Below are 12187 nucleotides of genomic sequence, written 5' to 3'. Positions count from 1 at the left end.
AGGCAAGCCGTCAGGTAGCTATGGCTTTGCCGCCGCCCACCGGCTTTTCCTCATCGGACGCTGTGGCCTGCGGCCGCAGCTTGAACAGGATAAGCAGTGGCGCGGCGATAAAGATCGACGAATAGGTGCCGAACACGACGCCGAACAGCATCGCCATGGTGAACGAGCGGATCACCTCGCCGCCGAACAGCACCAGCGCCAGCAACGCCAGGATCGTCGTCACCGAGGTCAGCGTCGTCCTCGACAGCGTCTCGTTGATGGCGTTGTTCAGCAGTTGCGGCAGCGGCATTCGCTTGTATTTTCGCAGATCCTCGCGAACGCGGTCATAGACGACGATGGTGTCGTTGAGCGAATAACCGATGATGGTAAGGATCGCCGCCAGCGACGACTGGTTGAATTCCAGGCCGGTGATAACGAAGAAGCCGATCGTCATGACCACGTCGTGCACGGTCGCAACGATGGCGCCGACCGCGAACTGCCATTCGAAGCGGAACCAGACATAGATCAGGATGCCGAGCAGCGCGATAAGCATGGCGATGGTGCCTTGCTTGGCAAGCTCGCCCGAGACCGTCGGCCCCACCACTTCGACGCGGCGGAAATCATACTGATCCTGCAGCTCGCCGCGCACCTTGTCGATGACGGTCTGCTCAGCGTTCTCGCCGCCCGCCTGCGTGCCGACGCGGATCAGCACGTCGTTCGGTTCGCCGAACTGCTGAACCTGCACCTCGCCGATATTAAGTTCCGTCAGCCTGCCGCGGATGTCGGCCAGATCGGCATTGCCGACCTTGGACTGCACCTCGATCAGTGAGCCGCCCTTGAAATCGATGCCGTAATTTATGTCGATGGTCATGAAGCCGATGACCGACAGCACCGAAAGCACGCTGGACAGTGTGAACGTCCAGCGCCGGATACCCATGAACGGAATTTTCGTGCCTGGTGGAATGAACGTCACAGGCGCCCGCGGCAACTCCTTCGGACGGGCGCGGCGAAGCCAGATCGACACGAGCAGGCGTGTGAAGGTGAAGGCGGTGAAGACCGTGGTCAGGATGCCGATGGCATAGGTGACGGCAAAGCCCTTCACCGGCCCGGTTCCGAGCCAGAACAGCACCACGGTCGCGATCAGTGAGGTCACGTTGGAATCGACGATGGTCGCCAGCGCCTTGCTGAAACCGGTATCGATTGCCTGAATGACCGAGCGGCCGGCACGTCGCTCCTCGCGGATGCGTTCATAGATGAGAACGTTCGAATCGACCGCCATGCCGATGGTCAGCACGATACCGGCGATACCGGGTAGGGTCAGTGTCGCTCCAAGCAGCGACAGCAGCCCGACGATCATCGCCACATGCACCGCCAGCGCGATGTTGGCGAGGAAGCCGAGGAAACCGTAGGCGACGAACATGAATGCCACCACCAGGATCGACCCGATGATGCCGGCGACCTTGCCGGCATGGATGGAGTCCTGGCCAAGTCCCGGCCCCACCGTCCGCTCTTCGATTACCGTCAGCGTCGCTGGCAAGGCGCCGGCGCGCAGCAGCACGGCGAGATCGTTGGCGCTCTCGGCGGTGAAATTCCCCGATATCTGTCCGGTGCCGCCCGGGATCGGTTCACGGATCTGCGGCGCCGAAATCACCTGATTGTCGAGGATGATGGCAAACAGCTTGCCAACATTCTGTGCCGTCGCCTGGCCGAACCGCTGCGCCCCTTTCGAATCGAACCGGAACGAAACAACCGGCTCGTTGGTCTGGGAATTGAACGTCGCCTGGGCATCGACCAGGTTTTCGCCGGAAACGATGACGCGGTTCTCGATCAGGTACGGAACCGGCGGGTCGTCCTGCGAATACAGCACCGAGGATCCCGGCGGCGGGCGGCCGTTCAGCGCATCCTGCACCGGCATCGACTGGTCGACCATCTGGAAGGTCAGCTTGGCAGTCTGGCCAAGAATTTCCTTCAGCCGTTGCGGATCCTGCAGACCAGGCACCTGCACCAGGATACGGTCGTCGCCTTGGCGCTGCACGATCGGCTCGGTGGTGCCGAGTTCGTTGACACGACGCTCGACAACCTGGATCGCCTGCGTCAGCGCCGTCGAGGTGCGATATTTGATTCCCGCATCGGTGACGGAGAATTTGAGCAGGCCGGGCTCGGAATCATCCAGCGTCATCTCCTGGATGGAGCCGCCGCTGAACAGGCCTGCGGCCACCGGATTGGTCAATGGTTTCAAGGCTGTCTTGGCAGCGTCGATCTGTGCGGGATCGGTGATGCGGACCTGCACCGTGCGGCCCGTTCCGGAAAGGCCGGTATAGCCGATCTTGGCATCGCGCAGCAGCGTCCTGATTTCGTCGCGCGTCGTCTCCAGCCGATCCTTGATCAGATCGTTCGGATCCATCCTGAGCAGGATGTGCGAGCCGCCCTGCAAGTCGAGGCCGAGCGTCATCTGCCGCTTCGGCACCCAGTCGGGCAACTTGGCCAGCGTGCTGGCGGAAAAAAGGTTGGGCGCAGCGAGGACCACTGTGGCGGCCACGGCCAGCCAGATCAGGATCATCTTGAAGCGCGAAAAATAAAGCATCAGTTCTTATCCGTTCAGGCGTACAAGCGGCAGCATTCCGCCATCGGTCGGTTTGCGGGCATATTTCTAATTCTGACCACGGCCGGCCCTATCGTGCTTCCTCGGCGATTGTCAATCTTGCTGGCAAGGGGCCGGTGCGCAGCAGCAGGGCGAGGTCATTGGCGCTTTCAGCGGTGAAATTTCCCGATATCGGACCGGTGCCGCCTTCAATGGGCTCTCGGATAACAGGCGCCGAAATAACCTTATCGTCTAATATAACCGCAAACGGCTTGCCGATATATTGCGTCGTAGCCCATTTGAAACGCGCCGTACCCCGGGAATCAAGCCGGAATGAGACGACGCGTTCATCGGTCGCCAAATTGCGGGTTGCTTGCGCATCCAGCACATTTTTACCTGAAAGGATAACCCGATTTTCGATCAAGTAGGGAACCGGAGGATCGTCCATCGAATAAAAAACCGCCGAGCCGACGGGCGGGCGGCCGCTGATTGCCTCGTCGACTGGCATCGACAGATCAACGAGTTGGAAGCTCAGGTGACCGGGCCGGGTGAGAATTTGTCCTAGCCTTTGCGGATCGGCAACGCCCGACGTGCGGACCAATATGCCGTCTTCATTCGTTGACCGAACCACCGGGTGGGTGGCGCCCAGGTCGCGGATACGATCTTTGATGACTTCAACCGACTGTGCAAGCGCGGCCGAAGTTCGATACTTCAAACCTGCATCCGTTACGGTGAATTTGAGCAGGCCGGGCTCACTGTCGTCCAGGGTCATTTCCTGGACGCCGCTGTCCGCGACAGGATCGGTCACCGTTTTGATTGCCGCCTTGGCGAGGTCAAGCTGAGCCGGATCTGTTATGTGCACCTGAACGGTCCGAGCCGAACTGGCAAGGCCGGTATAGCCGATCCTTGCTTCGCGTAGCAGCGACCGGACCTCGTCGCGTGTCGCTTTCAGCCGGCCCTCGATCACGTCGGTCACATCCAACCTGAGCAGGATGTGTGGACCATCCTGCTGGCTTGCTTCAACTATTGACTGGCTTTCGGCAAGCCATTCGGGTCGCGTGGTATGCAAACCGGCGGCGAAGATATTAGTCGCGTGGAAGACAACCGTGCCGGCCAAGGCAAGCCACTTCAGGATCATCTTCAGGCGCCAAAGGTGGAACATATGCCGTCGTTCGTCAGAGCCCTGCCCGCGGATCGTTCCGCCGACAATTCGGTTATTTCTTGGCGTTCTGGTTCGCCACCGGCTCGCCCTTGACGCGCACGTCGGCGATCGTCGAGCGCAGCGCCGTCACCTTGGTACCGCCGCCAAGGTCGATCTCGAGCTCGTTATCGTCGATCACCTTGGTTACCTTGCCGACCAAGCCGCCACCGGTGACAACGGTGTCGCCGCGGCGAACCGCCGCCAGCATCTCGCCGCGCTTCTTCAGCTGCGTGCGCTGCGGCCGGATGATCAGAAAATACATGATCACGAAAATCAGAGCAAACGGCACGATCTGGATAAACATTGCGGACGAGTCCCCGCCGATGCCTTGGGCGTATGCCGGTGTCACGAACATCGAGGTACTCCTGAATTTTAAAAACAGCCGCAAACCGTTCTGGGAATTTGACGGCCCCGCCAAATTTGGCCGGAATATAGTCGGTAACGTTGCCAATGCAACTGCGCGGCCGGGCAAATCGGCTGCTTTTCCGGCCTGGTGAGCCGTGTTAGAGGGTGATCCCGAAAAGCGACGCTCGGTTTTCGCAAAAGATGATGCCCGAACAAATGCTTGGGACGAGTTTCGAAACCGCTGAAATCAGGTAGGTTGGCCTGCCGCACCGTCCCGAATGCGAACAAAAAGACAAGAGATGACCGACAGCACCATCGATATCCTGAGCCAGAAGCTCGACCGTCTGATCGAGGCGATCGCCCGCCTCGCGCCGCCGCCGGTGCCGCAAACCGACCTCGGCGACGCCGATTGCTTCGTCTGGCAGGCCGATCCCGGCTATCTGGAGCCGGTGCTCAAGGTCAACCGCGTCGACATCGGCCTGATCCGCGGGGTCGACCGCGTCCGCGACATATTGGTCGACAACACCGAGCGCTTCGCCTCCGGCTATGCCGCCAACAACGTGCTGTTGTGGGGCGCGCGCGGCATGGGCAAATCGTCGCTGGTCAAGGCCGTGCACGCCGCGGTCAACGCTTCGACCAAGCTCGACCTGCCGCTCAAGCTCATCGAGATCCATCGCGAAGACATCGACACGCTTCCGAAGCTGATGAGCCTGCTGAAGGCAGCGCCCTTCCGCTTCATCCTGTTTTGCGACGACCTGTCATTCGACCATGACGACACGTCCTATAAATCGCTGAAGGCAGCACTTGAAGGCGGCGTCGAGGGCCGTCCGGCCAACGTCATCTTCTACGCCACCTCGAACCGGCGGCATCTGTTGCCGCGCGACATGATCGACAATGAGCGCTCGACGGCGATCAATCCGTCCGAAGCGGTCGAGGAGAAGGTTTCGCTGTCGGACCGCTTCGGCCTGTGGCTTGGCTTCCACAAATGTTCGCAGGACGAGTATCTCGACATGATCGACGGCTATGTCCGCCATCACGATCTCGCCATCGATCCCGAGACGCTGCGCGCCGAGGCGCTGGAATGGGCGACGACGCGCGGCAGCCGTTCGGGCCGCGTCGCCTGGCAGTTCACTCAGGACCTGGCTGGCAGGCTCGGCAAGCCGCTGAAGGATTAGCCGCTCAAGGACTAACGCCAGAAGAAGCCCGCGCCTTGCGGAGCGGACTTCCTCGGCGGGCTGAAGGTCAGGTGGCCGCAAATCGCTTTTCGTCGTCTATTCGAGATAGGTCGAAGGATCGACCGGCGCCGAGTTCTTGCGCACTTCGAAATGCAGTTTCGGCGAGTCGGTGGTGCCGCTCATGCCGGACAGGGCGATTTCCTGGCCGCGCTTGACCTTCTGGCCGCGCTGCACCTCGATCGAGCTGGCGTGGCCGTAGACAGTGACCAGACCGTTTTCGTGCCGCACCAGCACCGTGTTGCCGAATTCCTTGAGGCCGTCACCGGCATAGATGACGACACCGTTTTCAGCCGCCTTGACCGGCGTCCCCTCGGGCACGGCAATGTCGACGCCGTCCTTGCCGCCGCCGAAGCTTGAGATCACGCGGCCGCGCACCGGCCAACGCATCTTGCCGATGCCGGTCGCGTCCGGCGCCACCGCATCGTCGTCCTCGGCCTGCTGGATGACTTTCGCATCCTTCTTCGGCGGCGTGTAGGAGGCGAGCGTCTGCGTCGGCGTGGCCTTGGCCGGCGGCTGGGTGGTAGCCGTCGTCACCGGATCGACCTTTGCCGGCTTCACGCCGGCGACGACAGCGGTTCCGCCTGCCGGCACTTTCAGGGTCTGGCCGATCTTGAGCAGTCCATCCTGCATGCCGTTCGCCTGCTTCAGCGCAACGACGCCGACGCCGGTCTTTCTGGCAATGGCGGACAGCGTATCGCCTTGCTGAACCGTGTAAGTGCCGCCGGTACCGGCCGGTTTGGCCGTCGCCGAAGCCACCTTCGCCGCAGTCTTTCCATCCTTCGGCTGGCTCGCGGCAGCCGAGGCGTCCACCTGCGCGGCAGACTTGCCTTCCCTGAGCTTCGGTTGCTGCGGCAGCACGGCCACCTTCGCCGGCGCCTCGGCCGGCTGGTCGTGCCTGGTGCCGTTCGCGGGCTTGGCGTCGGCGACTTTCGGCGCGGCGCCGTTGCTCGAATACGCATAGGCCGGGATGACGAGCTTCTGGCCGGTCTTCAGCCCCTTGGTCGCGCTCAGCCCGTTGACTTTCATGATGGCATCGGCCGGCACGCCGTAGCGCCGTGACAGGCCGGAAATGGTCTCGCCGTCCTTGACGACGATCTCGGTTGCATGCGGCGCGCCGGCGGCCGTCGCCATGCGCGGCGCGTCGGGCTCGGCGTTCTTGAAGGGCCTTGCCGCCGGAGCGACGGTGCCGGTTGCCGTCCTGTCGACACGAGGAGCGGCAGGCGCCAGGGCCGGCGCGGCAGCGGTACGCACCGGCCGGGCGGCAGGTGCCAGGGCGGGAGCCGGCGGTGGCAATTGCTGCGCCGTGACCGGTTCGAGGCTTGAGCGGCTGACCGACTGGGTGTGGCTGCCGTCGATCGGCGCGGCCGCAACATCGCCCGGATAGGGCTGGGCAGCATCCTGCTTGTCGATGATGGCGCGCTGGTTGTTGGTCGAGGCGGTGAACACGTCGTCGACGCTGTTGAACCGCGCCACCTGGGAACTACACCCCGTCGCAGCGCCTGCGATCATGAGGACGGCGCAGCCACGCGCCAGATTGCGTCCGTTTGCCTTCAAAACACTGAATTGCATCGCACTAACCCGCACAGACCCGGTACAACTGAGTGTGATTAAAGCGCGTTAATGTTACCGGTCGGTTAAACCTGTAGAATCAGGCGCAAATTTTCTTAAAATATTCCAGGATCCGGGCGCCGGGTGTGCCGAGATTCAGGTCAGGCCGAGCCGAAAATGGTAGGTTCCGAGAACCGGAGCGGAGCGTACTTTTGGGTACATGAGCACCGGAAGCGGAGGAAACCGCCATTTGCAGGCCGACCTCACCTGAATATCGACACAGCCTAGATCACTGCGGCGACACCGTGCAGGATCGGCTGCAGGCGCACCAGGCCGATATCCTCGCGTTCGAAGCGGCTGCCGACCTTGGTAAGCTTGGCCAGCACCTGCTCGCCCTCGTCGGGTCCGATCGGCGCGATGACGATGCCGCCGCTCGACAATTGATCGAGGAGAAAGCGCGGCAGGCTGTCGAAGGCCGCCCAGGCAACGATGCGGTCGAACGGCGCTTCGTTGGCCAGTCCGTTGGAACCGTCCGCCTGACGCACGATGACATTGCCGATGGCGAGTGCCTCAAGGCGCTGCCGGGCCTGTTCGGCCAGCGTCTTGTAACGGTCGATGGTGACGATCCGCGCGGCAAGCCGCGACATCACCGCCGCCGTGTAGCCCGACCCGGTGCCGATCTCGAGCACGCGGTTGCCCGGCTCGATCGCAAGTGCCGCGATCACCGCCGCCTGCAGGTCGGCGCCTTCGATGGCCTCGCCGCATTCGATCGGCAGCATACGGTCCGACCAGGCTATGGAGTGAAAATGCGGAGACAGAAAGCCGCGCCGCGGCGTCGCCTCAAAGGCGGCGATCAGCGCCTTCGGCACCGTGCCCCTGCCGCGCAGGCGAAGCAGGAAGGCAGCGAAACCTTCGCGCTCGTCGACCGTTGCAGCGTGGTTTGAGTTCATGCGAGCGCCTTGGCCAGTTGATCGCGGATTTCATGCGCGGTGAGATCGAGCTGCAGCGGCGTCACCGACACCAGCCGATTGCGCAAGGCATGGAGGTCGGTGCCTTGCTTGCCCTCGACCGGCTCGCGGCCGAAGCGCAGCCAGTAGTAAGGCAAGCCGCGCCCGTCGCGCCGCTCGTCGACCCACAGGCTGTGGACCAGCTTGCCCTGCGAAGTAACCACAGTTCCGGCGATCTCTTCCGGCGTACAATTCGGAAAATTGACGTTGAGCAGCACGCCGTCCGGCAACGGCATGGCGACGAGCTTTTCGAGCAGCGCCGGCGCCAGCGCTTCGGCGGTCTCGTAGGGAACGACGCGGTCCTCGCCGACATAGGAATAGGCCTGGCTGATGGCGATCGAGCGCACGCCGAGCAGCGCGCCTTCCATGGCGCCGGCGACCGTGCCCGAATAGGTGACGTCGTCGGCGATGTTGGCCCCGGAATTGACGCCGGACAGGATCAGGTCAGGCGCTTCGGGCAGGATCTTCTTCACGCCCATGATGACGCAGTCGGTCGGCGTGCCGCGCACCGCAAAGTGCTTTTCGCCGATTTTCCTGAGCCGCAGCGGCTCCGAGATCGACAGCGAATGCGCATAGCCGGACTGATCCTGTTCCGGTGCCACCACCCAGACGTCGTCCGACAGCGTGTGCGCGATGCGTTCGAGTGATGCAAGGCCCTCGGCATGGATGCCGTCGTCGTTGGTCAGAAGGATGCGCATTATGTCGATTCGATCTTTTCCAGACCGCCCATGTAAGGCCGAAGCGCTTCAGGAATGGTTACGCTGCCGTCCTCGTTCTGGTAATTTTCGATGACGGCAATGAGAGCGCGGCCGACGGCGGTGCCCGAACCGTTCAGCGTGTGGACGAAGCGGTTGCCCTTGCCGTCCTTGTCCTTGTAGCGGGCGTCCATGCGCCGCGCCTGGAAATCGCCGCATACCGAGCACGACGATATCTCGCGATAGGCATTCTGGCCGGGCAGCCAGACCTCGATGTCGTAGGTCTTGCGCGCACCAAAGCCCATGTCGCCGGTGCACAGCGTCACGGTGCGGAACGGCAGGCCGAGCCGCTTCAGCACCTCCTCGGCGCATTCGGTCATGCGCTCATGCTCGGCAACCGAAGTCTCCTGGTCGGTGATCGACACCAGTTCGACCTTGTAGAACTGGTGCTGGCGCAGCATGCCGCGCGTGTCGCGCCCGGCCGAGCCCGCCTCGGAGCGGAAGCACGGCGTCAGCGCCGTATAGCGCAGCGGCAGTTTTTCGTGCGGCGTGATCTCGTCGCGAACGAGATTGGTGAGCGGCACTTCGGCGGTTGGGATCAGGCCAAGCCTGCCGTCCCCGTGCCGAACGAAGAATAAATCCTCCTCGAATTTCGGCAGTTGCCCGGTTCCGAAAAGCACCTCGTCGCGCACCATCAACGGCGGCTGGATCTCTACATAGCCGTGCTCGGTGGTGTGCAGATCCAGCATGAACTGGCCGAGCGCGCGTTCCATCCGCGCCAGGCCGCTTTTGAGTGCGGTGAAGCGCGAGCCGGAAAGCCGTGCTGCCCGCTCGAAATCCATCATGCCGAGCGCTTCGCCGATCTCGAAATGCTCCTTCACCCAGTTCGGCCGCGTCGGCACCTCGCCGACGACGCGCTTGACGACGTTGTCGTGCTCGTCCTTGCCGACCGGCACGTCGTCGAACGGCACGTTTGGCAGCACAGCCAACACATCGTTCAGCGCCTTGTCGAGCTCGCGCTCGCGCGCCTCGCCATTCTGGATGAAGGCCTTGATCTCGCCGACCTCGGCCTTCAGCCTTTCGGCAAGAGCGGCGTCGCCCGAGCGCATGGCATTGCCGATCTCCTTCGAGGCGGCGTTGCGGCGTTCTTGTCTGGCCTGCAGCTCGGTCAGATGCTCGCGCCGCGCCTCATCCGCCGCGATCAAGTCGTCGACCGTGGACCGCGCATCCTCAGCCGACCACGAGCGCTTCTGGAGCGCTTCGACAAGGGCCTTCGGGTTGTCGCGAATCCATTTGATGTCAAGCATGGTCTGTTCGTCCTTGAGTAGGCCAGAAGGGGGTAAACCGCATCGATGCAAGGCGTCAAGGCAGAGTTCCTTCGCGCCCCCCTCTGTCCTGCCGGACATCTCCCCCACGGGTGGGGAGATCGGCCGTCACTGCGGCTTTCGCCAATCTCCGGCGCTGAAAAAGCAAGCCATCGGCGAAGTTGCCAATCTCCCCCCCAGTGGGGGAGATGTCCGGCAGGACAGAGGGGGGCGCTGTCCCGCCGACCTCAGGCGGCAACACCGGAACTTCAAAAGGAAGAAACAAAAAACCCGCCCTGAGTGGGCGGGTTTTTGGAGCCAATTGGCACCATAGCCAAATTAGTAGCATAGCTGCCGGCACAAAGCAAGAACAAAGTTGCAGCGGCTGGAAGAAAGATGCTGTCCGCTTCAACCGAACCTACGTCGATGACGCGTCCGCCGGCTTGTCGGCCACCTCTTCGGTGGCGTCCTGTTTCTCGCGGGCCACACGGTCGCGCTCCTTGCTGCGCTCGATCAACCGGGCCGACCAGATCGAGACCTCGTAGAGCAGGATCGTCGGAATGGCGAGGCCGATCTGGCTCATCGGGTCGGGCGGCGTCAGCACCGCCGCCACGACGAAGGCGATGACGATCGCCCATTTACGCTTCTCGGCAAGGGCCGTGGACGACAGCATGCCGACCCGCGTCATCAGGCTTGTCACCACCGGCAACTGGAACACCAGGCCGAAGGAGAAGATCAGCGTCATGATCAGACTGAGATATTCGGACACTTTCGGCAGCAGCGAAATCTGCACCTGGTCATTGGTGCCGGTCTGCTGCATTGCGAGGAAGAACCACATTACCATCGGCGTGAAGAAGAAATAGACCAGCGACGCGCCCATCAGGAACAGGATCGGCGAGGCGATCAGGAACGGCAGGAAGGCATTGCGTTCGTTCTTGTAGAGGCCGGGCGCGATGAATTTGTAGATCTGCGTGGCGATCAGCGGAAACGCTATGACCATGCCGCCGAACATGGCGAGCTTGACCTGGGTAAAGAAGAATTCCTGTGGCGCCGTATAGATCAGCTCGACCTTGTGCGGGTCGAGCCCGGCCCATTGCGTGGCCCATTTGAACGGAATGACCAGAAGGTTGAACAGCCGCTTGGCGAAAAAGAAGCAGACCAGGAAGGCGACGAAAAAACCGCCGATCGACCAGATCAACCGCCGGCGCAGCTCGATCAGGTGCTCCATCAGCGGAGCCGACGATTTTTCGATCTCGTCCTTTTCCTTGTCCGAAACGCTCACTTGGCGGCTCCCGCCGTTTTCCTGGCGGCCGGCTTCTTCGCTGCTGCCGCCGGCTTCTTCGCTGCTGACGACTGCGGTTTCGGCTCAGCTTTTGCGGCGGCCTTTGGCGCAGCGGTCTTTGCCGGCTTGGCCGGCGCGGCGGCCGCGGCTTTCACGGGCGCCGGCTTCTTCTTTGCCGCAGATGCTTTTTGCGGCACTGCCGCTGCAGCCGTTTGCGCCTGCACGGCCGGCGCCACGACGGACTCGTCCGTCATCGCCGGAAAAATCGGCGTGGCCGGCGTCGGCTCCGGCGGGCTGACGCCCGGCATCGTCGTTGCGCCGTTGTTCAGCGGCTCGGCTGCCTGCTCCGTCGAAGCGGCGGCATCGACGGCCGGCTTGGGTTTCATCACGGCATCGACCCCGGAACGGACGTCGGCGGCGGCCTGTTCGAATGGATTGAGCTGCTTCCTGATCTCGGCTGCCGGATTGAGACTTCTCAGCGAATCGACCGACTTCTTGACGTCGTCGAGTTCGGCTTCCTTTAACGCGTCGTTGAACTGCCGCTGGAAATCGGAAGCCATGGCGCGCAGCTTCGCCGTCGTGCGACCGAAGGTGCGCAGCATGTTGGGCAAATCCTTGGGCCCGACGACCACGATCATGACGATCGCGATCACCAGCATCTCGGTCCAGCCGACTTCGAACATGGCTATACGTTCCGACTAAAGTTTGGGCTCAGCTTTTGCTGGCCTTTTCCTTCGGTACCGAAACGGTTTCGTCGGCACGGTGTTCGACGGTGCGCTTGTCGTCGGCAGTCTCGTCGTCCGCCATGCCCTTCTTGAAGCTCTTGATGCCCTTGGCCATGTCGCCCATCAGCTCGGGGATCTTGCCGCGGCCGAAGACCAGCAGCACGATCACCAGAACGATCATCCAGTGCCAAATCGAAAATGAACCCATAGCAAATCTCTCTCGAACGGTTTCCCAGACGCTGATCTATGCGCTTTCGGGTTCGGATTCAAACAGAACTGCGACAG

Annotated in this window: 11 protein-coding genes; 1 reads left to right on the top strand and 10 read right to left on the bottom strand. The window is 62.4% G+C overall.

The window, feature by feature from the left end:
- Positions 1-10: 10 nt before the first annotated feature.
- The 3 genes from secDF to yajC form a co-directional block, all read right to left on the bottom strand.
- Positions 11-2563, bottom strand: coding sequence for a protein translocase subunit SecDF (gene secDF / locus NKJ17_RS21890; RefSeq protein WP_352505853.1), 2553 nt, complete (start codon positions 2561-2563; stop codon positions 11-13).
- Positions 2564-2651: 88 nt separating this feature from the next.
- Complete coding sequence (locus tag NKJ17_RS21885; RefSeq protein ID WP_352689950.1) at positions 2652-3698, bottom strand: SecDF P1 head subdomain-containing protein; 1047 nt, start codon at positions 3696-3698, stop codon at positions 2652-2654.
- Positions 3699-3774: 76 nt separating this feature from the next.
- Positions 3775-4116 (bottom strand): preprotein translocase subunit YajC, encoded by a 342-nt coding sequence (gene yajC / locus NKJ17_RS21880; protein ID WP_352451381.1) that lies wholly within the window; start codon positions 4114-4116, stop codon positions 3775-3777.
- Positions 4117-4405: 289 nt separating this feature from the next.
- On the opposite strand from yajC, the gene NKJ17_RS21875 reads away from it, so the two are divergent.
- A complete protein-coding gene (locus NKJ17_RS21875) occupies positions 4406-5281 on the top strand; it encodes an ATP-binding protein (RefSeq protein ID WP_254818327.1) in 876 nt (291 codons plus the stop codon).
- A gap of 96 nt (positions 5282-5377) precedes the next feature.
- On the opposite strand, the gene NKJ17_RS21870 is transcribed toward NKJ17_RS21875, so the two are convergent.
- The 7 genes from NKJ17_RS21870 to NKJ17_RS21840 all read right to left on the bottom strand — a co-directional run bounded on the left by NKJ17_RS21870 (position 5378) and on the right by NKJ17_RS21840 (position 12110).
- On the bottom strand, positions 5378-6910 hold the full coding sequence (locus NKJ17_RS21870; protein ID WP_352505852.1) for a peptidoglycan DD-metalloendopeptidase family protein: 1533 nt from the start codon (positions 6908-6910) through the stop codon (positions 5378-5380).
- 263 nt (positions 6911-7173) lie between these two features.
- Positions 7174-7839, bottom strand: a complete 666-nt coding sequence (locus NKJ17_RS21865) for a protein-L-isoaspartate(D-aspartate) O-methyltransferase (protein WP_352479785.1) — start codon at positions 7837-7839, stop codon at positions 7174-7176.
- The gene (surE, locus tag NKJ17_RS21860) at positions 7836-8594 is read right to left on the bottom strand and encodes a 5'/3'-nucleotidase SurE (protein WP_352505850.1); all 759 of its coding nucleotides are present in this window, start codon (positions 8592-8594) and stop codon (positions 7836-7838) included. The genes NKJ17_RS21865 and surE overlap by 4 nt, the downstream gene beginning before the upstream one ends.
- Positions 8594-9898, bottom strand: a complete 1305-nt coding sequence (gene serS / locus NKJ17_RS21855; RefSeq protein ID WP_352689949.1) for a serine--tRNA ligase — start codon at positions 9896-9898, stop codon at positions 8594-8596. The genes surE and serS overlap by 1 nt, the downstream gene beginning before the upstream one ends.
- Positions 9899-10313: 415 nt before the next feature.
- Complete coding sequence (gene tatC / locus NKJ17_RS21850; RefSeq protein ID WP_254818322.1) at positions 10314-11177, bottom strand: twin-arginine translocase subunit TatC; 864 nt, start codon at positions 11175-11177, stop codon at positions 10314-10316.
- Complete coding sequence (tatB, locus tag NKJ17_RS21845; RefSeq protein WP_352689948.1) at positions 11174-11860, bottom strand: Sec-independent protein translocase protein TatB; 687 nt, start codon at positions 11858-11860, stop codon at positions 11174-11176. Before tatB ends, tatC begins: the two co-directional genes overlap by 4 nt.
- A 28-nt stretch (positions 11861-11888) precedes the next feature.
- Positions 11889-12110: a twin-arginine translocase TatA/TatE family subunit gene (locus NKJ17_RS21840; RefSeq protein ID WP_292664900.1), complete on the bottom strand. Its 222-nt coding sequence runs from the start codon at positions 12108-12110 to the stop codon at positions 11889-11891.
- Positions 12111-12187: the final 77 nt, after the last annotated feature.

Source organism: Mesorhizobium sp. M0208 (assembly GCF_040322015.1).
Taxonomy (GTDB): Bacteria; Pseudomonadota; Alphaproteobacteria; order Rhizobiales; family Rhizobiaceae; genus Mesorhizobium.
This window is presented reverse-complemented; position numbering and strand designations above follow the sequence as displayed.

Bases quoted from the DNA above. Each gene is read 5' to 3' on its own strand.
- secDF (WP_352505853.1), bottom strand. From the start codon at position 2,563: ATGCTTTATTTTTCGCGCTTCAAGATGATCCTGATCTGGCTGGCCGTG.
- NKJ17_RS21885 (WP_352689950.1), bottom strand. From the start codon at position 3,698: ATGATCCTGAAGTGGCTTGCCTTGGCCGGCACGGTTGTCTTCCACGCG.
- yajC (WP_352451381.1), bottom strand. From the start codon at position 4,116: ATGTTCGTGACACCGGCATACGCCCAAGGCATCGGCGGGGACTCGTCC.
- NKJ17_RS21875 (WP_254818327.1), top strand. From the start codon at position 4,406: ATGACCGACAGCACCATCGATATCCTGAGCCAGAAGCTCGACCGTCTG.
- NKJ17_RS21870 (WP_352505852.1), bottom strand. From the start codon at position 6,910: ATGCAATTCAGTGTTTTGAAGGCAAACGGACGCAATCTGGCGCGTGGC.
- NKJ17_RS21865 (WP_352479785.1), bottom strand. From the start codon at position 7,839: ATGAACTCAAACCACGCTGCAACGGTCGACGAGCGCGAAGGTTTCGCT.
- surE (WP_352505850.1), bottom strand. From the start codon at position 8,594: ATGCGCATCCTTCTGACCAACGACGACGGCATCCATGCCGAGGGCCTT.
- serS (WP_352689949.1), bottom strand. From the start codon at position 9,898: ATGCTTGACATCAAATGGATTCGCGACAACCCGAAGGCCCTTGTCGAA.
- tatB (WP_352689948.1), bottom strand. From the start codon at position 11,860: ATGTTCGAAGTCGGCTGGACCGAGATGCTGGTGATCGCGATCGTCATG.
- NKJ17_RS21840 (WP_292664900.1), bottom strand. From the start codon at position 12,110: ATGGGTTCATTTTCGATTTGGCACTGGATGATCGTTCTGGTGATCGTG.